Genomic DNA, 23,209 nt, shown 5'->3' on the forward strand with positions numbered 1-23,209 from the left:
TTGTCACGTCACAGGTATGTCTGCAGCTGCCAGCGTGAATTGCACGACGTTGATGCGTGAATTCTTGAAACGTGCCGACGAGCCGGTGAGGTATTGCACGTACTTGTCGTAGGTCGCCTCGGAAGACAAGGCAACGGCCTCGTCCTTGGACGCGATCAGCTTGTCGGCCCAGGTGTCGAGCGTCCGTGCATAGTGCGGCCCCAGAGCGTGTTCCCGCAGCAACTCGAACCCGGCGTCGGCCGCCTTGGACTTGACCACCTTGACGAGCGTCAACTGTCCGCCGGGAAAGATGTCGCGCAGGATGAAGCGTGAGAAGTGCGCATCCTCGCGCGTGAGACCGCCCGCACCTGAGGCCGGATCGGGTGGCGTGATGACGATGGTGTGCAACAACATTCGTCCGTCGGCGGGCAGTACCGAGCGACACTTCGCAAAGAATGCCGAGTATCGGTTACGTCTGAAATGCTCGAACGCGCCGATACTGACGATCCGGTCGACGGGCTCGTCGAATTCCTCCCACCCCTGCAACCGGATGTCGACGGTGCGGTCACTCGACAGGTCGGCAACGACAGCGCGGCCGTGCTCGTACTGATTTCGGCTCAACGTCAGACCGATGACGTTGACGTCGTACTTCTCGACCGCTCGTTTGGCGAGAGCTCCCCAACCGCAGCCGATGTCGAGCAGCGTCATGCCCGGCTTCAGGTCCAGCTTGCCGAGGGCAAGGTCGATCTTGGCCGTCTGCGCCTCCTCCAGCGTCATGTCCTCACGCTCGAAGTAGGCGCAGCTGTACGTCATACTCGGGTCGAGAAACAGAGCGAAGAACTCGTCCGACAGGTCGTAGTGTGCACGCACGTCATCGACGTACGGCTCCAATTGCTCGCTCATCACGCCACACCTTTCCCCACAGCATCGGTGCCGATCACTCGGCCTAGTGCACGGGCACCGAGCTCGCCCAGCATGTCTTCGTGTTCCACATCGACCCGGTGAACCGACATCCGCCCGCCCACGAACTCCGTCCAGTGCTCCGCGCCGTGCGAGCCGCGAGCGGCGAAGTAGTGCACCGGCCCCGCGAACACAGCCAGCGTGTACGACGCCACCCAGGTGGGAGCCGTCGCGACGGGACGATACATTCGCCGCAGATGATCCACGGTCAGAAACGCCAGCTCGCTTCTGCTGTCGTGCAATCGATCCACGATAGTCTCGAACGAGTCACCCTCGACCCCGAGCTGCCGAGCAAGATCGTCGATGCCGAACTCTGCGGCGCCCTCCGGTGCCGAGAGCTGTGCGTCGACGAGCGCCAGCAGGGCGACGTCCTCACCTTCCGACTGCAGTTGCGTGGCAACAGCATGCGCGATCACGCCGCCGAGCGACCATCCGAGCAGGTGGTAGGGGCCGTGCGGCCGAACGCCTCGGATCTCGCGCACATACCTCTCGGCGAATTCCTCGATCGAGGTCGGTGCGGCTTCACCGTCGGCGATACCGGGCACCTGGAGGCCGTACAGCGGACGTTCGGTCTCCCCGAGCAGCGAGAAGTAGCTCCACGCGATCCCGATGGCCGGGTGCACACAGAACAGCGGCGCGCCGACGCCCTCGGTTCGCAGCGGAAGCACCACCTCGAAGGCACTGTCGACACCATTCTCGCCCGCGTCGAGTTGCGTTGCCAGGGCCGAGATCGTCGGATGTACCAGCAGCAGGCTGATGGGAAGCGGACGGTCGAGCCGGTCCCCCAGTGCATCCATCACCTGCACCGCGGAGAGGGAGTGCCCGCCGAGATCGAAGAAGTTGTCGTCCACACCGATGTCCTCGCCTGCCACCTGCAGGACGTCGGAGAACACGGCGTGCACCAACACTTCGTTCGCGGAGACCGGGGCTCGCCGTTCGGTCGACATGACCGAGGGCTCGGGCAGCGCGCTCACATCGACTTTGCCGGACAACGTCATCGGCAATGCGTCGACGACGGTCACGGTACCGGGCACCATGTACGCCGGGAGTCTCCTGGCCAGGAAATCGCGAGCCTCCCGCGGTTCGACGCCGCCCACCACGTAGGCAGCGAGCGACTGCGCACGACCGATCACGCTGACCTGGCGCACATCTCGGTGACGCAGCAGCGCCGCTTCCACCTCGGACAGCTCGACGCGATGGCCGCGAACCTTCACCTGCGAGTCCACTCGGCCCAGATATTCGAGTTCTCGATCGCTGCCCCGAACCACGCTGCTCTGAACAACCCAGCGCACGAGGTCGCCTGTTCGGTAGAGACGACCGTCACCGAACGGATTGGCAACGAAGCTGCTCGCCGTCGTTCCGCTCTGCCCCAGATATCCTTCGGCAAGACCGGCCCCGCTCAGGTAGAGCTCTCCGACGACGTTGTTTCCTACCGGGCGTAGACGGGCATCGAGGACCACTGCGTCGAAGCCGCGGATCGGTCCGCCGATGGTCACCGGCACCGCCGGGCCCCACTCTCGCTGGTTCGTGGTGCAGGTGCTCATGACGGTCCCCTCGGTGGGGCCGTAGGCGTTGAACACAGAACGTCGACGTGACCATCGTTGCAGCAGTGCAGAATTGGCGGCCTCTCCTGCCATGACGACCACTCGAAGCGAGGGCACGGCCTCCGCGTCGGTCACCTGTAAGACGGTCGGCGTGAGGCACGCATGGGTCACCTGGTGTTGCTCGATGAGCGCTTCGAGTTCGCGCCCTCCGTGCACCTCGGGCGGAACGATCACCACGGCGGCTCCCGAACCGACGGCCATCAGTGTCTCGAAGATCGACGCATCGAAACTCGGCGACGCGAACTGAAGCACCCGCGATCCCGGCTCCACTCCGAAGAGATCTCGTTGGCTCTGCACCAAATTCGCGATGCCGCGGTGCGTTACCCGCACGCCCTTGGGCACCCCGGTCGAACCCGAGGTGTAGACGACGTAGGCCACGCTGTCCAGCGGTGCTGCACGAACGTCGAGGCGGTCGAGCTCGTCACCGGTGACGCTCATCCAATCGCCACCGACCGAATGGAAGTCGGCAGCCGAGATTCCCGTGACCGGGGCTGCGCGATCGAGGATCTCCTGCACCCGAGCCACGGGTTGAGACGGGTCGATGGACAGGAAACCTGCACCGGTCTTGGCCACGGCCCAGATCGCGATGAGGTAGTCGACGGAGCGAGGGTAGGCGATCGCCACCAGAGCGCCTGGCCGAGCACCTGCACGTATCAGCTTCTCTGCCAGCGCATTCGACTGTCGATCCATCTCGCGGTAGGTCAACGATCGCGAGCCGTCGATCACAGCGACATTGTCCGGCCAGGTCGTCACTGCCTGCTCGAACACTGCCGCCAGCGTGTATCGCTCGGGTGCGCTGTCGCGGTGAGAGGTAACGGCCGACGGGGCGTGCCCGAACTCTGCGCTGCCGAGCCGAATGTTCGGCTGCGCCCCGACCATGGTCAACACCTCGGTCAGGCGCTCGGCGAGGCCGAGAATCACCGACCGCGAGAACCGCGCGGATGAGTATCCGAGATGGCCGATAAGTCCGGCCGCGGACTCGTCGACCAGAAACTCGAGGTCGAACTGCGTGGCCGTGATGTCCAGGCGCCGCGGGGTGATCGCCGACGACCCCAGTTCTATCGTCGGAGTTGCAGTATCACCGAAGGCCAGGAGCACCTGGAACAGCGGATGGGTATCGACGGCGCGAGTGGGTTGCACGGCGTCCACCACCCACTCGAACGGGACGTCCGAGTTCGCGAAGGCATCGAGATCCCGGTCGCGGACCGCGGTGACGAAGTCCTCGAACGTCGTCGACGGATCGACTTCCGTCCTGAGGACGACGGTACCGACGAACATGCCGACGAGGTGGTCGAGCGCTGCGTCGGATCGGCCCGCCACCGGGGTCCCGATGGCGATGTCCTGGGTGCCACTGGCTTCGGCCAGCACGGCGGCCAACGCCGCGTGGACCACGACGAACACCGTCGCGCCCACGCGATGCGCGAGCGACCGCAGCCGTGCGAGGGTTTCCGGGCCGACGGAGAACTCCACGGCAGTCGCTTCGGCCGTGGGATCAGGGGTTCCGGTCGGCAGGTCGAGGAACTCCGGCACGCCGGACAGGGTGCGTCGCCAGAACTCGAGCTGCTCCGACGCCACGGCGTCGAGCACATCCCGCTGCCACACCCGGTAGTCCGAGTAGTCGACGACGAGAGGGTCGAATTCCGATGCAGATCCCGACAGTCGGGCCAGCAGAGCGATCTCGACGTCTCGGGCCAGTGGACGAAGCGAGAGGCCATCGATCGCGATGTGGTGCGCAACGACAGAGAGCACGCGCTCGCCGCCTCGATCCAGCAGGCCGAGGCGTAGCGGTGCTTCGAGGGTCAGGTCGAAGCCGTGCAGGGCCAGAGCATCCTGCCCTGCATGAGCATCGTCCAACGTCGACAGCACGATCTGCGGGTCGAGAACAACGGTGACGGGACCATCCGCCGCCGACGGGTACATCGTGCGCAGCGGTGTATGCCGTTCCAGCACATCCGCTATCGCAGCCCGCAGAACATCGAGATCGAGGTCTGCGGGAAGCGGCACCTCGAAGGCGATGTTGTACGCGGCCGATGCCGGGTCGTATCGATTCTGCAGCCAGATTCGGCGCTCGGCCGGGGCAAGGCCAGGGCAGGACCGCGCGTCGGGATCGTGGACCAGAGCCGGTAGTGGAATGTAGTTCTCGGACAGCAACTCGATCGCGGACGCGAGCTGTTCCGCGGTGGGCGATTCGAAGATGGTCCGCACCGGAACATGGGTACCGAGCGCCGCACTGATGCGAGTTGCAGCACGCGTCGCAACGAGAGAGTCCCCGCCGAGGACGAAGAAATTGTCGTCGACGGCAGGATCCGCGATTCCCAGCAGGTCGGCAAAGATTCCGAGAACCACCTCCTGCGCCAAGGTGCGCACCGCCGCCGGATCGCCGCCGAGAAGCGTATTCGAGTACAGGGCGGCGAGATCCACTTTGCCGTTGCCGGTCAGCGGAATACCGTCGATCTGGGTGAGGACGGCCGGCTGCATCGACAACGGCAGCCTGTCCAGTAGCCACTGGGCAGCGTCCTGCCCGTCGAGGCCGACAACCCATGCGTGAATTCTGTTCTCGCGCACTGTTGCCACTGCAGCACTGACGTCGGGGTGCGCCGTCAGTGCACTTTCTATCTCTCCCAGTTCGATGCGCACACCGTTGATCTGGACCTGGTGGTCCCGGCGCCCGCGGTAGTCGAGCATGCCCGACAGTTGCTGCCGGACGAGGTCGCCGGTGCGATACATCCGTGTGCCGCCGGGTGCCGCGACGAAGCGCGCGGCGGTCGACGCCGGGTCCGCGCGATAGCCGCGGGCAACGCCCGAGCCTGCAAGGTACAGCTCCCCGATGCCCCCGAGTGGCATCGAGTGCAACCGGTCGTCGAGCACGAGCGCTCCCACATGCGCCAACGGCCGACCGATGGTGACCGGCTCACCGGCACGAAGCGACTCGGCCAGCGTGGCCACCACCGTCGCCTCACTGGGACCGTAGGCGTTCAGCATCGACCGCCCTGCCGACCAGTCGTCCGCGACATCGGTGCCCAGCACGTCACCGCCGACGGCGACGGTCTCGATCCCAGGGGTCGGCGGCACGGTGGCGAGCACCGCAGGTGTGGACAGGTAGTGGGTGACGCGATACGCAGTGAGGAAGGCCGACATCTCGTCCCCGCCGAGTAGATCGGGCGGCGCGATCACCATGGTCGCCCCAGCCCCGAAAGCAAGGACGAGCTCGAGTACAGCGGCGTCGAAATTGACCGAGTATCCATGCAGCACTCGTGAACTCGACGTCACTCCGTAGCGGGGAATGACCTGCTGCGCGAGCCCGTGCACACCCTGATGCGTCACCACCACCGGCTTGGGTGTTCCCGTCGAACCCGACGTGTGGATCACGTAGGCGGGGTGCGCAGGTTTCAGCGCTGCCAGGCGATCCGCATCGGTCAGGGCCAGGTCGCTGAAGTGCTGGGCCTGAGTCTCGTCGAGCCAGTGCACGGTCGGCTCGAGTCCGCCGAAACCGATCTCGATGTGCCCCAGCATCTGTTCCCGGCGAACAGCCGGGTAGCGCGGGTCCACGGGCACGAACGCGCCACCTGCCTTCATTACGGCCCACAGCGCAACGATGTACTCGGCCGAGCGTTCGAGGGACAGAGCGACAAGTGTTTCCGGTCCGACGCCATGTGCGATGAGCAGCCGCGCGATCCTGTTCGAGCGACGATCGAGCTCGGTGTACGTCACCGAATCCAGGCCGTCAATAGCGACCGCATCATCGGAACTGGCTGCGCCACCGTTCAACACGTCGAGTAGCGTTCCGCCGGGCATCGACGATGGCAATGCCGGCGTGTCGACAAGGGCGAGGTCGCCGACGACAACTGTGGGGTTCACGACCGCCGCGTTGAGGATGGCCAGAATCACCGACGCGAACTGTTCGACGGTGGCCGGGTGATACAGGTCCAGTGCGTACTCGATCTGGCCGGTGAGGACCGTCGAATCACCCTGCTCTGCAGTGGCTTCCGACAGCACGAGAGTGATGTCGAACTCCGAGGTGCGGGTGGGTATCTCCAGCACCGAGACGGGCAGGTCCTCGACCGATCGGTGCGGCGCATTGTCGAATGCCAGCATCACCTGGAACAGCGGATGCCGGTCGAGGGATCGATCGGTCGCCAAGGCGTCGACGATGCGCTCGAACGGGACGTCGGAATGCGAGAAGGCATCGAGGTCTGCGGTGCGCACTGCATCGAGCAAGGACGCGAAACTCCCCGACGGGTCCACGGTGACTGCTAGGGGCAGGGTTCCGACGAACATGCCCACCATCTCGTCGAGTGCTTCGTGACCTCGCCCCGCAGTCGGAGACCCGACGACCACGCGGTTCGAGGTACCGAATCGACTCAGGGCTGCGGCCACGGCGGCGTGGACGACCATGAACGTGGTCGAGTTGGTCGATCGGGCCAGCTCACGAATCCCCGAGTGCAGCTGCGACCCGATCTCGAACGGAACTGCGCCCGTGCACATCGATTGCACCGCGGGCCTAGGGAAGTCCGCCGGCAACTCCGCCGGTGCGGTGTCCATATCACCCAGAACTGACTCCCAAAATGAAAGCTGTTCGTCGGCAACCGAATCCACCGTTGCCCGGTTCCACACCGCGTATTGGCCGTACTGCGCGCGCAGGCGTGGCCATGTGGGCGCGTGACCTGCGGCGCGAGAGGCGTGGGCGAATGCGAAGTCGCGTACGAGTGGGTCGACCGACCACCCGTCCATCGAGATGTGGTGCACCACCACCACGACGACGGTGTCGCCGGATTCCTGCAGGCGCAGAAGCGTTGCGCGGATGGGTACTTCGGCCGACACATCGAACCCCTCGGCCGCGGCCGCCGCGACAGCAGGGTCGAGATCCCGCTCGGAGACAGTGCGCTCGGGCACCTTGACCAGGACGGTATCAGTGGGTCGCACCACTTGCCGCGGACCGTCGCCATCGGACGGGTAGTACGTGCGCAGGGCTTCGTGTCGCTCGATGACGTCGCGGAGAGCCGTCAGAACCATCGGGGCGTCGTCACCGGCTCGGGCTCGGACCGCCACGGGCATGTTGTACGCGGGCGATGCGGGATCGAACTGGTTGAGGAACCACAACCGCTGCTGCGCATACGACAGCGGGATACGTCCCGGCAGAACGGTATCGAGTAGCTCGAGCGACACCTCGCGCGTCGCGGACGCGTCAATGGCAGCCGCGACTGCGCGGACTGTGGGGTCGGCGAACAATACGGTCAACGAGATTGCGGAACCGAGGCGTGCGAGAACCCTGGTGGCGCTGAGCGAGTCGCCGCCGAGCTCGAAGAACGAGTGCTCGCGCCCCACCTCCTCGACACCGAGGACGTCGGCGAACGCTTTCGCCACGGCACGTTCCGTATCGGTTTGCGGCGCAACGTATTCGGTATCTACGAATGTGGTGGGGGCCGGCAACGCACGACGGTCGACCTTGCCGCTCGCCGTCATGGGTAGTACGTCCAGAACAACGACGGTGCTGGGGACCATCCACGCGGGCAGGCGGTTCCGGAGATGACCGTCGAGCTCCGCCGAGACTCCGGTGACGTACAGAACGAGTCTGTTGTCGCGAACGACGGCGACGGCAGCAGTCACTCCAGCACACGTCGTTGCCGCGGCTTCCACCTCGCCGAGTTCGAGTCGACGCCCGTGCAGCTGGATCTGCTGATCACTGCGGCCAAGGTACTCCATCGTGGAACCGTCGAACGACCGGCGGACGATGTCTCCCGTGCGATACAACCGAGCTCCGGCTGTCCCGGGGTCTGCAACGAACCGCGTCGCTGTCACACCCGGCTGACCGCTGTACCCGCGGGCAAGTCCGTCCCCACCGAGATAGAGCTCGCCGACGCCTCCACATGGCGTGGGCCGCAGGTGCGCGTCGAGCACCAGTCCGCGGACACCCGGCAGCGGCGCGCCGATCGTCACCCGTTCGGCGGCCTGCATCGGGTCGGACAACGTGGCCAACACCGTCGCCTCGGTCGGCCCGTACGCGTTGCGCATCGTTCGGTCGGCAGCGACGAACCTGTCCCGCAACGCAGGAGGGCACTCCTCTCCCCCGACGTCGAAGACGTCGATGGAGCTGAGGTCGTCGGCATCGAGAGTGGCCAGCACCGTCGGCGAGGTGATCAGATGCGTGATCTTCTCGCGGTCCAATACGTTGGCGAGGGCGGGACCGGCGTAGACGTCGGCCGGGGCAATCACGAGTGTGGCACCCGCAGCGAACGCGGCAAGGATTTCCTGAATGGACGCGTCGAAGACCGGCGAGGCCGCGTGCAGCACGCGCGAGTCGGGAGTAACGGCATACTGGTCGACGACATTGGCCGCGAGTTGCGCGAGTCCGCGGTGAGTGACGCTGACGGCCTTGGGTTTTCCCGTCGACCCCGAGGTGTGGATGACGTAGGCCTCGTTGTCGACGTGCAGTGTCGGCGGCGTGAGCGGCCTCGCGTCCGCGTCGAGTAGGTCCTCGATGTCGAACCATTGGATCGTGCCCGGAAGGTGTTGCACACCAGCACGAGTCGTGATGCCGAATTCGACGTGCGCATCGGCGAGTACTCCAGCCAACCGCTCGGCGGGCTCGCTCGGGTCCAGTGGAACGAACGATGCACCCGAGATCGAGACTGCCCACGACGCCAGCACCGATTCGTAGGAGCGTTCGATTGCGACGGCAATGCGCTTCTCGGGTGCCGCGCCTATCGAGACAAGTTGCGCAGCAATATGTTCCGCGACCCTGGTGAAGTCGTCGCTGGACTGATCGACTCCGGTGGCACGCACCACGGTGCCGCTTGCCAGCAGCGAGGACAGCCGTGCGGGCGTCACGGTGGACGGTGCACCAACGCTCAGCAGCGCTGCCTTCTCCTCGGCGTCGATCACCTCGAGCTCGGACACGGCGAGTCCCTCGGGTGCATGAACCACCTCGCCGAGGAGCGCCAGGAAGCGTCGATGGTGAGCTGCGAGCTCATCGGTGGTGTAGAGCGCCGGGTTACCGAGGAAGTCGACGCGGGTACTCGTGCCGGCGACCCCGGGGTAGACGTTGACCATCATGTCGTCGATGGGGCCGCTGGAGAGCACGCGGTATTCGCCGATGACGTCGCCGAGCCGAATTGTGCTGTTGTACATCATGATGTTGACGGTGGGGCCGAATACCCCGCGTCCTGCGGCGGCACTGCCGGTACCGTCGCCGGTCGCCCGCTGCATATCCTCGACGCGGAACCGCTGATGGCGAAGTGCGCCGGTGAGTTCCACCTGAATCCGTCGAAGGAGTTCCTCGACGGTGACCCCTGGTTCGACGCCGATGCGCAGCGGCACGACATTGGACATCATGCCGGACGATTCCCGCAGTTTGGTGGTCGCTCGGCCCGATACCGGCAAGCTGAGCATGACGTCTTCGGTGTCGGTCATGCGCGCGAGATAGAGGGCGAACGTGGCGAGCACAACGGGGACGTCGGAGGAGTTGTACCGATGTGCCACTGCGGCAACGGCTTCGGTGAGGTCTGCGCCCAAGACGGCACCGACACTCACCGTCACTCCGCTGGGAGCGGCCGGTTCTCTCGGGCTACCGGCCAGCCTGGGGGCTTCGAGGTGGCCGCCGAGTCGACCGAGCCAGTACTGGCGGTCGGTCTCGTAGCGGGAGGAGTTGGGGTACGCGGCCTCGTAGTCGTAGATCTCCCGCACTCCGATGGCGCGGGTCTTCGGGATCTCGGTGCCCGAGGTCAATGCGGTGTACACCGCAGCGGTGCGCTCCTGCACCGAGATTGCGCCGAGGCCGTCCATCACGATGTGGTGAGCCCGGCTGTACCAGTAGTAGTGGCACGGGCCCACCTGGATGATCTCGGAGGCGATCAGTTGGTCGCGAACCAGATCCACCGGTTGCCGGTACTGCTCGTCCATGTAGCGCTGGGCATCCTCGATGGGACGGTCGCGGTCGGTGAAGTCGCGGTAGATCATGGCGTACGGCACTCGGAGGTCCGACCACTGGTACGGGTGACCGTCGTCCACTCCGATCCGCACAGCTGGCGATTCGAGCCGTCTGCAGGCGATGTCCGTCGCGCGAATCAACACGGACGGGTCGATATCGCCGCGGATCTCGACGTACTGAGCAATGGTGAACGGCACATCCGGTGCCAGCTGCTGAGCGAGGTAGATATTCATTTGCGCAGCAGATAGGGGGAAGCGGCCATCCTCGAACGGCTCACCCACCTCTGGCGACACTCACCGACCTCCTCAACGCATATGCCCCGACGGCATCGATTCGGCTGGCTTGCCGCCCAGCAACGGTGAACTACATCGCCCCTTACAAAGTAGTCGACACGATGTGAATGCTCTACCCGGAGCGACATTGCATGGTGCCTACGAACAACAGTCTTCGTTCAATCGTGCAATCGAACGACCGGTACCCCGGATCCGCTGCGCCCCCTTAGGATATGCACTCGAACTCCTTCCTTATTACCGAGAGGCCACCGACGATGGCAACCAGTTCCACCGATACCCGGGGTCGGAAATCGGGCAGAAAGCGGCCGATTCTCATCACGGTGGGGGTATTTCTGGTCATTGTCATAGCTTTTGCGGTGTGGCTTGGTTACGAAGCCTATTCCGCGCAGTCGAGTTTGACCGCCACTCGCGACTCGGCCACACAGGCCAAGGATGCGTTGCTCGACGGCGACGCAGCCGGTGCCGAGGCGGCAGCGGCGCGCGCCTCCGAGTCGGCGAACGATGCGAAATCGGCGACGACGTCCATCCCGTTTTCCATCGCCAAAGCCGTTCCTTATCTCGGTAGTCCGTTGAAATCGGTAGCGCAGATCAGCGATGTGGTGCAGGGATTGGCCGTGGACGTGCTTACCCCCGCGTCGGCAGCGGGTGCGAGCTTGAATCCGAGCAGCCTCGTCGAAGGCGGCGGCAAGGTTGATACCGCAGCACTGCGGGACGCGCAGCCAGTACTGGAGCAGACCTCCGCCGCAGCCGACGAGCTCAGTCAGCGTGCGCAGCAGGTGGACGAGCCCGCCTTCCTCGGCGTGGTGGACGAGGCTCGCACGTCGTTGATCGATCAGACTCACGAACTCGCGAATCTGCTCACCAACACCCGGATCGCCAGCGAACTGTTGCCGTCGATGCTCGGCGACAACGGCCCGCGCAGTTACTTTCTCGCGTTCCAGACCAACGCGGAGGCTCGGGGCACCGGCGGGTTGCTCGGTGGCTACGGCATCATTCGGGCCGAGAACGGCACGGCGCGCGTCGACACTCTCGGTGCCAACAACGAACTCGAATTCGCGGAACAGCCCATCGATCTGGGGCCCGAGTACACCGCGCTATGGGCTCCGCGAAACACCACCACCGACTTCCGGAACTCGAATGCGAGCCCGCACTTTCCGTATGCCGGCCAGATCTGGTCGTCGATGTGGACGGAGCAGACGGGTGAGGTGCTCAACGGCACCATTGCTACCGACCCGATTGCGTTGAGCTACATCCTCGGTGCCACGGGCCCGGTCACGTTGGCCGACGGTGAGCAGATCACCGCGGAGAACGTCGTCGAGATCACCCTCAGCACTGCGTATTCCAGGTTCGGTGACGATCAGTTGGCCCGTAAGGCATATCTGCAGGAGATCGCCGCGGCAGTGGTGCAGAAGATGACCACGGGCGCTGCACCCACCAGGTCTCTGCTCGATGCGGTGGGCCGCGCCGGCAGCGAGGGCCGCATCGCGGTATGGAGCGCAGATCCGGCCGAGCAGGCAATTCTGGCCGGCACCAAGGTGGGTCACGTGTTGCCCGACAGCCCTGCCCCGTACGCCGACGTGGTGGTCAACAACGCCGGCGGTAACAAGCTCGATTACTACCTCACCCGCGACATCACGTATTCGGCGGAATCGTGCACGGCAGGTACCCGCAAATCGACGGTGACGGCAACGCTGACCAACAACGCGGATCCCGCGGGCCTGACGACCTACGTGGCGAGCACATTTCAGCCGACTGTGGAGTACGGAACCAACGAATCGATCGTCTACCTGTACGGCACTCAGGGCGCGAAGATCACGTCCATGAAGGTCAACGGGATCACGGGATTCTCCATCCAGGCCGGCACCGAGTTGGGCCGGCCGGTGCAGGCTGCGTACCTCACCATCCCGCCGGGTGAGTCTCAGACGGTGTCGTGGGAGCTCGAGGAGCCCTCTGCACCGGGCGAGCCGACCGTTCCAGTGCAGCCTTTGGTGGATCAACCGACTGTGACGGTCGACGTTCCGCAGTGCTGATCGTCCCGTGAAATGACTCGGAGCGTTGTCGACCCCGTTCCGTGACGTGGTCGACCGGTGCTCGACATCTCCTCTGCGCCTACCGCCGCCCCGCCCAAGTGTGTTGACTTGGGCGGGGTGAGTGGCGTCCGATTTCGCGCCGATCCGAGCACGGCTCAGGTCCGAATGCGGTTCATGATCCACGCCATTTGCGCCCTCATCCGAGAATGCACCTGCGCCGCCTGCTGCTGGACGCGCGACTAGTCGCAACCGGTCGTGGTGCAGCGACTCCGACCGCCCGCTCTCTACTTTCGTAGTGTCGGTTTCTCCGAACCATTCTTGGACGGAGTCTCCGAGCGACGGGTTCGACTGTAGGGCTGGGGATCCTTCACTGTCTCTGCTGTCCGCGGACCGGCGGCAGGCGACGCCGAAGCAGACTGGCCGGGCGGTCGCGGGGCCGGAGGGTGCACGGCCGCGGGAGCGGGCGGGGGCACATGCGTCGGCGGGGCGACGGGTGCCTGCGGGGCAGACGCGGGGGCCGGCGGGGTCACCTGGCGGGGCAGGTTGGTGTCGGCGGTGTAGTTGTACGAGTAGCTGTACATGTCGCCCTTCTTCGAGGGCGTCAAGGCCAACACGACACCGAGGACGTGGGCGCCGATGGTGTCGAGATTGTTGATGGCCCTGGACAATTCGTTGCTCTTGGTATGCCCGTAGCGGGTGACCAGGAGGGCACCGTCAGAATGGGTGGTCAGGACCGCCGAGTCGGTGACCGGCAACAGGGGTGCGCCGTCGACGATGACGTAGTCGAACTTGGAACGCAGTTCCACCAGCATGGCGCGAGACGCTTCCGATCCCAGCAGCTCGGACGGGTTGGGCGGTATCGGACCCGACGCCATGGCTTGCAGGCCCTCGTACTTGGTCGGCTGCAGCACCTCGTCCACTTTCGCCTGCCCAGCAAGGACGGTACTCACGCCGACCGAACCGATGAGGCCCATGTATTTCGAGATGCGCGGGCGACGCAGATCGCCTTCGACGAGAACGACGTGGTGGCCGGCTTCGGCGAGTGAGATCGCCAGATTCAGCGCAGTGGTCGTCTTGCCCTCGCTCGGGATGGCGCTGGTGACGACGATGACGCGCGGAGGGTGGTCGACTTCGAGGAACTGCAGATTGGTGCGTAGTTCACGGAAGGCCTCGGCACTGGCGGACTGGGCGACGTCCTGGAAATCGACGGCCGGCTGCGTCGTGCGCGCCTTGTCGAACGGGATGGTGCCGACGAGGGCCTTGCCCGAAATCGACTCGATCTCGCGGCGGTCCTTGATCGTGTTGTCCAGACGGTCACGCAGTACAGCCAACGCAATACCGAGCAGCAGTCCTACGGCTGCACCGAGGGCGAGGTTGCGCTTGGTGTTCGGGCTCACCGGTGCTGCGGATTCGTCGGCTTGCTGGAAAGTCTTGACTCCGGCCGACGGGGTACCGCCGTCCTCGGGTGTCTCGAGCTCCCGCACCTGGTTCGTCAGCTCGGTTGCCATCGCGTTGGCGATGTCGCGAGCCCGCGCCGGCGATGCATCGGTGACGGTGATGTCGAACAGCACGGTGTCGGGAGTCGAGGATGCCTGCACCTTCGCGGCCAACTGCGAAGGGGTCAGGCCGAGCGGAAGTACATCGAGAACTCGAGCGGCCAACGCTTCGCTGGTGACCAACTCCGAATACGACGCCACACGCTGCTGGGAGAACAGGTTGCCCTGGTAGGTCTCGCTGACCGACGTTCCACCCGAGGTGGAGACGAACATTCTGGCGCTCGACTCGTAGAGCGGCGTCGTCAGCAGGGACGCGCCCAGGGCCCCGAGGATGGCTACGACCACGGTGACGGCAATGATGATCCATCGTGCCTTCAGGATTTTCAGGTAATCCTGTATCTCCATGTTTCGCGCCCCTCGTCCGTTTGGTACAACTCGCAACGTGCCACTGCGAGGCTCAATCGTTACATAGCTGGTTGCTTTCTGTGCACCGGATGAGCTCGGGCGCAAAGCGAGTTAATTCATTCGTTCGATATACGAGTGTTACCAAGCCAATACCCGGTTGTGAGGTGTCACCGAGTAATCCGAGCCTGATTCCGGCACTCGAACTACGCTGATCGACTTTGTCGGTTAATTGCCGTCACACCCGCGTACAGGGACGATAGGCAGGGGCGCACCACACGCGACAGCCGAAGTGATCCTCGACACTCATTGGCCTACAGCCCTGCGTCGACACCTCGACCGACTCCGCGGGACTGCCCGCCCATTGCACGCGATGTGGAGACGGACATCTGGACCCATCCCGCCGCGACGATCTTCGCGGAAGCCTCGCACCCCCGCACCCCCTTTTCACCGTTCATGAATTCCGCCGATCGGTACTTTGCGGAACTTACTGTCGAACGGAACCAACCGGCTCATTCGCTACCGCCGCATATTCGGGGAATACCCCGGAGTCACCACGGCCATTTCGGACTCGATCCTCAATAGTGTCGAGATTCCCCGTAGTCGAGACTATTTCCCAAATACGTTCGTGCTCCCAACTATTCACTTCGATCAGTTATCGCGCCTCGATCGCATCAGTTGTATAGCATCGCGTTCAACAGCGTATTCGTCGATCGTGTACGGAGGTCGACGAGCGCACAGGGCATCGATTACCGGTGGGGGCCATTCATGACTCGTACGGTCGCAATCATTGGCACACGGGGATACCCGAGTTTCTACGGCGGCTTCGAGACCTTGGTTCGGCACCTCGCTCCTTACCTGGCAGATCAGGGGTGGGACGTGGTGGTCTACGGCCGACACGCTGCATTGAGTTCCAATCCGGCGGATAGGGATTCGAGGGTTCGATCGGTCGTCACACCCGGCGTCGACAGCAAGTCTGCGAGCACACTCACCTACGGTGCCACCTCCTCGATTCATGCGGCAGTGACGAAAATCGATGTGGCACTGGTGATGAACGTTGCAAACGGCTTCTGGCTGCCGCTTCTTCGTCTGCGCAACATTCCCACGATGGTCAATGTGGACGGTATCGAGTGGGAACGCGAGAAATGGGGTCGCATCGCCAAGACGATCTTTGCCATCGGTGGTCGCGCGACGGCGAAGCATGCCACAACGCTGATCTACGATTCTCGCGAGCTGGGTGCACGGTGGGAGGACCTCTCGGGCCGGACCGGTGTGTTCATTCCGTACGGCGGTGATCCTCGTACCGGAGACGACCCACCCGACGGGCTCGGTCGGCGAAAGTATGTGCTGATGGTCGCGCGCTTCGTGCCCGAGAACACCATCACTCCGTTTCTCGATGCCGTCGAGAACCTCAGTGAGCGTTGGGAGGTCGTCATCGTCGGATCGTCCGGCTACGGCGGCGAATTCGACCATCGAGTGGCCGCCCTCGCGGCGGAGAAGCCCAACGTGCGGTGGTACGGACACCTGAGCGACGACGACAAACTCTTCTCGCTGTGGGAGAACGCCGGTGCCTACTTCCACGGACACAGCGTCGGTGGCACCAATCCGGCTCTGGTGCAAGCAATGGCGTGCGGCGCACCGGTCGTGGCCCGAGACACCGTCTACAACCGGGAAGTGCTCGCCGAAGGGGCACTCTTCGTGGATCCGACCCCACAGAGCATCGCCGCCGGCCTCGAGATATTGCTCAACGACAGCGAACTCCAGCAAAGGTTCAGTGCCATCTCTACCCAGCGCGCTCACGATCACTACACGTGGGAACGGGTCTGCGTCGATTACGATCGCGCTCTACGCAGTCATCTACCGTCGACGGACGCCGTCAGCGAAGAGAAGACCGCGCGGGAGTGATGCATGAATTCTCGCGCCGAACGTCCATGCCCTGCGATGGGATTCCGGAGAGCCTGAGCCCGGAACACCAGGGCTCGGAACGCCAGGCCGGTGCCCACCACCACTCCCCACCACAGACGCTGCAGCCCTGACCGGGCCAGGTCGGTTCGGTAGAAATCGTAGAGGTTGAGCACCCATGCGGAGTCGGTCTCGGTCACGGACTCGTTGCTGCTGCTGCCCACCAGATGCCGTGCTCGCGCACGCGGCTCGACCAGCACCGCACCTCCACTACGGCCCATGCGCCAACAGAACTCGATGTCCTCGGCGTACATGAACCAGCGTTCGCTCAGCCCGCCCATTCGTCGCCACGCCTGGGCGTCGACCATCAGGCAGGCACCGGTGACCCAGTCGACGGCAACCGGATCGGCCCCGATGTCGGAGGGCAGCAGGTAGTGCCCCTGCAGCCTGCGTCGGCCACGAGCGAGCCTGGAAAGTCCGAAGTAGTGAGTCGCCATGGCCCACGCGGTGGGCATCCGGCCGGCCGCGGCCACTCGCACGTCGTCGGTGTGAATCAATGGAGCGACTATTCCGCCGTGCGTGGACAGTACGGTCTCGGCAAGTATCCGCACGTCCTCGGCCGCTATGACGGCATCGGGGTTGAGCAGCATGATGTTTCGACCGGTCGCCACAGCCGCGGCTCGATTCACGCCCGCGGCGAAGCCGAGGTTCCGATCGCCGACCATCACTCGAACGCTCGGAAAGCGTTGCCCTATCAGCGTGACCGTCTCGTCGGAGGAGGCGTTGTCGTAGACGATGATCTCGTACGCCGAACCCAACGCGGACAGGCATGCACCGATGACGTGCGAGCTGTTGTACGTGACGATCAGAACCGAGACGTCCGGTTGACTCATCCGGCAGTGTGCTCGCGCGCCTTGATCAACCGCGCCGGCACTCCCCCGACGATCGTGTACGGCGCAACGTCTTTCGTGACCACCGATCCGGATCCCACTATTGCTCCTTCTCCGATGGTGACACCCCGGGTGACGACGGACCCGGCCCCGATCCAGGTGTCCGCTCCGATCACCGTCGGGCTGCGGATGAAGCCCTGACGGTTCATCGGTACGGAGGTATCGGCGAATTCGTGGTCCTCGCTGAAGATCGACACGTGCGGACCGATCATCGCGTTGTCCCCGATGGTGATGCCGCCCTGTCCCCAGATCACGTTGTACATTCCGACCGCCACGCCCTCTCCGATCACTACGCCGACGCCGGGCTCGGAGATCACCCCTGACCCGTTGATCGACGATCCCCGGCCGACCGTGGTTCGATCTCCCAAGGTAATGCCGTGTGCTGAGTGCGCGTCGATGGCGACCCCGTCGCCGAACACGACACCGTTGCCGACATGCAGTTTGGCGGCGTTGCGCACCTTCACACCCCGTCCGCGGAAGTGCACGCCCGGTCCCCTCAGATACCGGACCCCGAGGATTTGGCCGCGCAGCGCCTGCACGACGCGGTCGGCGACGAACCCCAACAGCGTGCCGGCGGGAATGTCGTCGGGCATGTGTCGTTGCCGTAGCCGCCAGTAGATCGTGTCGATCAACGCGTGCAGCATGGCGCACTCCCTCGAGTCGAAAGCCGGTGGGATCACGGTAACTGCACGAGCAGCAATCGGCATCCCGATCCACAACATTACGCAGAGCGAACGATGTTGTGCCGCAGCATGAACCGGTCCTTCGCGACGGTATCCGGTCACCAAACATTCACCGAGATGGTTATTACCGAATTCTACCGAGTTCACGAAAGGCATTACCCCGGGTACCACTAAAATTGCAGAGTTGAATGCTCGCCTCGTCATGAACAAGATGCGTGATCAGCGTTATCATTCGCTGTATTGGCCGGATCATTCCGGTATCGCGCAATCACATCGGGGATCGCAGATGACAATGCTCGAGAGGAGAGCCGACTCCACGTCGGCCGCCCGGACGGTTCCCGATGCAGCCGGAAAGTCCAACGACTTCGGATTCCTGCTCGACATTCAGGGTCTACGAATGATCGCGGTGACGTTCGCCATCACGCACCACGTCTTCCGATGGCCCGAGGGTGGATACGTCGGCGTCGACATGTTCTTCGTCATCTCGGGCTTCCTCATCACCAGCCTGCTGCTGCGCGAAGGGTTGCGATACGGGCACGTGTCGATCACGGACTTCTACCGACGACGCGCCCGCCGGATCCTGCCGTTGGCGTTGTTGGTCATGGGTGCCACCCTCACCGCGTCCTATGTACTGGTGCTCACCAGCAGGTTCGAGTCCATCGTCGTCGATACCTGGTGGTCGGCCGCGTTCATGATGAACTGGCATCTGATCTCGGTCGGCACGGACTACTTTCAGACGGCGTTGCCGCACTCACCGCTGCAGCATTACTGGTCTCTCGCGGTCGAAGAACAGTTCTACGTGGTCTGGCCGCTACTGATGGTGGGGCTGCTGTTCCTTGCCACACGGTGGCGAAAGAGCCTACCGCTGCGGCCTTTCGTCGCCGGGTTCGCCGTCGTCGCGATTGTGCTCTCGTTCCTCTGGGCCATGGACGAGAGCGTGGCCAGTCCAACGGCGGCGTACTTCTCCACCTTCAGCCGGATCTGGCAGTTGGCCGCCGGTGCTCTACTGGCCGCAGCCGCTCCCCTCTTCCATCGCGTGCCCGTGTGGCTGAGGTCTGTCATGGCGGTCGCCGGCCTCATCGGCATCTTCTACTCCGAGTTCACCTTCGAGGTCACGTACACGATCCCTGCGCCCTACGGAGCGGTTCCGGTGGTCGCGACCGTGCTGGTGATCGCAGCGGGAATCGGCTCCTCGGGGCTGACCGTGACGTGGCCGCTTCGACTCCGGCCGATCGTCTACATCGGTGCGATCTCCTATTCGCTGTATCTGTGGCATTGGCCGCTCGTCGTACTGCTCCTCACCGTCATGAATGTCGGGATCACGTACTACGTGTGTGTCATCGTGGGCACGATCGCCCTCTCCATCGCGTCGTACCACCTGGTGGAGAAGGCCGTGCTCGACTCGAATTTTCTCGCGCCCCGATCCCGACGGCGTGGGCACAGGCCGGCTGCGAGCGACAGCAACGATGGTCAGAGGGTATTCGTCAGTGCCCTGGGTGTCGTAATGGTCCTTCTTCTCGTTGCACTGTTCAATCAGCCGTCCGTCGTGGTGCCCGACGACGGACCCAAGCCAGTTCTGGCCGCGGCGTCCGTCGGGCAAACTCAGGATCCGTTGCAAGCTTCGATCAGGGAGTCACTCGCGGCCGGATCCTTTCCTGCGACGAGTCCGCCGTTGGACGATGTCGAGAGCGGCAAGCCCGTCGAGATGGCACCGGAAGCCGGTTGCTTGGATCCACCGGAACTCACTCTCGACACCTGCAATTTCGGAGCGGCGGATGCGCAGCAGTCGGCCATCGTCGTCGGCGATTCATTCTCCGCCTCGTGGTTACCGCCAATTGCCGGGGCATTGGTACCCAAAGGTTTTCGTGTCCACGGAATGGCCCTGAACAACTGTCCCTTCATCGCCTCCGACGTGACCATCGGGGTGGATCAGGAGTCCACCGACCGATGCAATTCGAGCCGTGACGCGATGGTCGATCAGATCAACACGGCCCGGCCCAGCATGGTGGTGATGATCGATATGGAGTACGGAATTCAAGCGATGGTGAACAACGAGGGCTCGGAGCAGGCCTGGACCACGGCCCGCACCGAGATCATCGACCGTATTGCGCCCAGCGGTGCGGCCGTCGTCATCATCACCCCGAATCCGCTCGTCAAGGCTGCTACAGAGTGCGCGGGGAGGCTGGCGGAACCGTCCAACTGCATCAGCACCATCTCGGAGAACTGGCTGAAAAAACGTAGTGCCGACGAAGCCGCCGCGCAGCAGACGGGTGCAACGTTCATCGACACCAGTTCCTGGTTTTGCTACCGCAACAACTGCCCGTTGTTCGTCTCGGGCATCGTGATCAGTTGGGATACCGGGCATATCACCCGGCAGTACGGCGAATACCTGATACCGCGTGTCCAAGAAGCTCTGCTGCCGGCATGACCGCCGCGTACATCGCAAGGCGCACCGTCGATTTCGTTGCTAGTGTGTGCCGATGATCAGCGATCAGACGAACTCGAACGAGGTTCGACGGTTGTATCTGAACATCGTCAAAAGGTCACTGACCGGTGCCCTCGCCGAAGACAACGACTCGGTGTTGGGTGGCGTCCGGTGGCAGGGCAATCCCTCACTCACCAAACGGCTGGCCAGTAGATTCGCCGCGATCGCGGCGAAGTTCGACATCGAGATAGCGATCAAGAAGCCCTACGACGAGCATCATCGCGTGCTCGGCTTGGACTGGCCGTCGCGGGCCGAGTCGATGATCGGCCTGGCGCGCATGACGAACATCGAGGACTGCATCGCCACGGTGGTGTCGGAGAACGTTCCTGGTGATCTCATCGAGACCGGGGTGTGGCGGGGTGGGGCGTCCATCTTCATGAAGGCCAACCTGGTTGCCTGGGGCGATCAGGAGCGAACCGTCTGGGTCGCAGACTCGTTCGAGGGTCTGCCTCCTCCCGATCCCACCAGGTTTCCGGCGGACGCCGGAGATCGAAACCACGAGCTCGGCGGCCTGGCGGTGGGAACTCGGACGGTGCAACACAACTTCGAGCGTTACGGCCTGCTGGACGACAGAGTGCAGTTCCTCGTGGGGTGGTTCAAGGACACGCTTCCTACCGCCCCGATCGAGTCGCTGGCTCTGATGCGATTGGACGGTGACATGTACGAATCCACCATTCAGGCATTGGAATCGTTGTATCCCACACTGTCTCCCGGTGGTTTCTGCATCATCGACGATTACGGCAGCCACTCCTCACAGGCAGGGCAGGCCGTCCGCGACTATCGCCGCGCCCATTCCATCACCGAGGACATCGTCGACATCGACGGTTCCGGAGCGTTCTGGCGTCGATCACCCAGTTGATTCGCACGCCACAACACCTATCGCCGGCAGGTTTCGATTCGACAAACCGATACGAAGAATGTTTCGCGTCAGTATCTTTCGCCTATCACGTACGTCCCCGCGTCGGTCGATCGGATAGTCCGCCAATTCCATCTCCGGCCAGTACATTGATGGACGATGACCTCGATGGTCGCCGACATTTCGAGCGACCGACGATGCCACGCAGATTCATACCGCTCAGGAGGTAGCCGCGTGATAGTTCGCGAGTATGCGGCCGCGCTTCGCGCGCGATGGCTGATCATCGTGGCCACGACGATCGTCGGAACCACTGCAGCCGTGCTGTTCTCGCTCCTCTCCACGCCCGCGTACCAGGCCACCACACGCTTCTTCGTCTCGACCACGGCGATCACGGCAAGCGACGTCTATCAGAGCAATCTGGCCTCGCAGCAGCGCGTAGTCTCCTACGCCGAACTTCTCACCGGACGCGCCCTGGCCCAACGCGTCGTCGACCAGTTGTCTCTGCCCATCGGTGCGGACGAACTCAGTGCGCAGATCGAGGCGACGTCCACACCCAACTCGGTACTGCTGGACGCGTCGGTGCTCGATACATCCCCGCTGCGTGCCCGCGACATCGCCAATTCCATCGGCGAGCAGTTTCCCGCACTCGTCAGCGAGTTGGAGACCCCGGCGGACGGAGGCACTGCCTCCGCGTCGGTGGCCGTGGCCGAAGCCGCCGAGACCCCGACTGCACCGGTGACCCCGAAGAAGCTTCGCAACGTGATCCTGGGCCTGACGATCGGGTTGCTGGTCGGTATCGCGGGGGCCCTGGTGCGGGACAGACTCGACAACACGGTGAAGAAGTCCGGCGAACTACAGGAACTCACCGACAGCGTGCTGGTGGGCACCATCCCGTACGCCAAGAAGGTACGAGACACCGCGCCCATCGACTTCGGTCGGTCCACCGCCCCGGTTGCCGAGGCGTACCGGGAACTGCGAATGAACCTCAAGTTCCTTGCCGTCGACAATCCGCCCCACCTCCTGTTGATCACCAGTTCGATTGCGGGAGAGGGGAAATCCGTCACAGCCGTCAATCTCGCGCTGTCGCTGGCCGAAGTGGGCAACAGGGTGGTTCTGGTGGATGCCGATCTACGGAGGCCGCGGATCTCGCAGTACCTCGACATCGTCGGATCGGTGGGGGTCAGCTCGGTCCTCTCGCACGAGGCCACGGTCGACGAGGTGATCCAGACGACCACGTTCAACAATCTGTGGGCCCTGGGAGCCGGGCCGGCCCCGCCCAACCCGAGCGAACTGCTGGGAAGTGCTGCCGCGCACTCACTTTTGAACGAACTCACGCGCGCATTCGACTTCGTGGTGGTCGATTCCCCGCCGATCCTTCCGGTCACCGACGCCGCAACGCTGGCCACTCAGTGCGACGGCACGATCCTGGTGACCCGCTACGGTTTCACTCGACGCGACGAGGTACGCAGGGCCGCAGCCAATCTGGAGACGGTCGGCGCTCCACTGCTCGGTGTGATCATGTCCGTGGTGCCGACGTCGAAGAAGTCCGAGTACCGCTACGGATACGAATTCGAGCCCGGCCGTACTCCGGCTCGACCTGCGCCCTCGACGACCATCAGCACCAACCGGCACTGATCGGATT

General features: G+C 63.9%; 10 protein-coding genes. 5 read left to right on the forward strand and 5 right to left on the reverse strand.

Features of this window, described 5'->3' with window-relative positions; genetic code table 11:
* Positions 1 to 3 precede the first annotated feature (3 nt).
* Together R4P57_RS18075 and R4P57_RS18080 are read right to left on the reverse strand one after the other, a co-directional pair.
* Positions 4 to 882 (reverse strand): cyclopropane mycolic acid synthase family methyltransferase, encoded by an 879-nt coding sequence (locus R4P57_RS18075; RefSeq protein WP_317804185.1) that lies wholly within the window; start codon positions 880 to 882, stop codon positions 4 to 6.
* On the reverse strand, positions 882 to 10,703 hold the full coding sequence (locus R4P57_RS18080; RefSeq protein WP_317804186.1) for a non-ribosomal peptide synthetase: 9,822 nt from the start codon (positions 10,701 to 10,703) through the stop codon (positions 882 to 884). The genes R4P57_RS18075 and R4P57_RS18080 overlap by 1 nt, the downstream gene beginning before the upstream one ends.
* 314 nt (positions 10,704 to 11,017) lie before the next feature.
* On the opposite strand from R4P57_RS18080, the gene R4P57_RS18085 reads away from it, so the two are divergent.
* Positions 11,018 to 12,793 carry a DUF4012 domain-containing protein gene (locus R4P57_RS18085; protein WP_411742388.1) on the forward strand — a complete coding sequence of 592 codons (1,776 nt, stop codon included), beginning with the start codon at positions 11,018 to 11,020 and terminating at the stop codon, positions 12,791 to 12,793.
* A 284-nt stretch (positions 12,794 to 13,077) separates the two neighbouring features.
* Here R4P57_RS18085 and R4P57_RS18090 read toward each other — a convergent pair whose 3' ends face one another.
* Entirely contained in the window at positions 13,078 to 14,694 is a 1,617-nt protein-coding gene (locus R4P57_RS18090) for a polysaccharide biosynthesis tyrosine autokinase (protein WP_317804188.1), read from the reverse strand.
* Positions 14,695 to 15,459: 765 nt separating this feature from the next.
* Here R4P57_RS18090 and R4P57_RS18095 point away from each other — a divergent pair.
* Positions 15,460 to 16,596 (forward strand): glycosyltransferase, encoded by a 1,137-nt coding sequence (locus tag R4P57_RS18095; protein WP_317804190.1) that lies wholly within the window; start codon positions 15,460 to 15,462, stop codon positions 16,594 to 16,596.
* Here R4P57_RS18095 and R4P57_RS18100 read toward each other — a convergent pair.
* On the reverse strand, positions 16,545 to 17,486 hold the full coding sequence (locus tag R4P57_RS18100; RefSeq protein WP_317804191.1) for a glycosyltransferase family 2 protein: 942 nt from the start codon (positions 17,484 to 17,486) through the stop codon (positions 16,545 to 16,547). The two genes, R4P57_RS18095 and R4P57_RS18100, sit on opposite strands and share 52 nt — an antisense overlap.
* The gene (locus R4P57_RS18105) at positions 17,483 to 18,187 is read right to left on the reverse strand and encodes an acyltransferase (protein ID WP_317804192.1); all 705 of its coding nucleotides are present in this window, start codon (positions 18,185 to 18,187) and stop codon (positions 17,483 to 17,485) included. The genes R4P57_RS18100 and R4P57_RS18105 overlap by 4 nt, the downstream gene beginning before the upstream one ends.
* A gap of 325 nt (positions 18,188 to 18,512) precedes the next feature.
* Here R4P57_RS18105 and R4P57_RS18110 point away from each other — a divergent pair, with 325 nt between their 5' ends.
* The 3 genes from R4P57_RS18110 (at position 18,513) to R4P57_RS18120 (ending at position 23,202) form a co-directional block, all read left to right on the forward strand.
* Positions 18,513 to 20,654 (forward strand): acyltransferase family protein, encoded by a 2,142-nt coding sequence (locus R4P57_RS18110; RefSeq protein ID WP_317804193.1) that lies wholly within the window; start codon positions 18,513 to 18,515, stop codon positions 20,652 to 20,654.
* A gap of 52 nt (positions 20,655 to 20,706) precedes the next feature.
* Positions 20,707 to 21,570 (forward strand): TylF/MycF/NovP-related O-methyltransferase, encoded by an 864-nt coding sequence (locus R4P57_RS18115; protein WP_317804194.1) that lies wholly within the window; start codon positions 20,707 to 20,709, stop codon positions 21,568 to 21,570.
* 231 nt (positions 21,571 to 21,801) lie between these two features.
* The gene (locus R4P57_RS18120) at positions 21,802 to 23,202 is read left to right on the forward strand and encodes a polysaccharide biosynthesis tyrosine autokinase (RefSeq protein ID WP_317804195.1); all 1,401 of its coding nucleotides are present in this window, start codon (positions 21,802 to 21,804) and stop codon (positions 23,200 to 23,202) included.
* Positions 23,203 to 23,209 lie beyond the last annotated feature (7 nt).

This window comes from Rhodococcus sp. IEGM 1330 (genome assembly GCF_033142445.1).
Classification (GTDB): domain Bacteria; phylum Actinomycetota; class Actinomycetes; order Mycobacteriales; family Mycobacteriaceae; genus Rhodococcoides.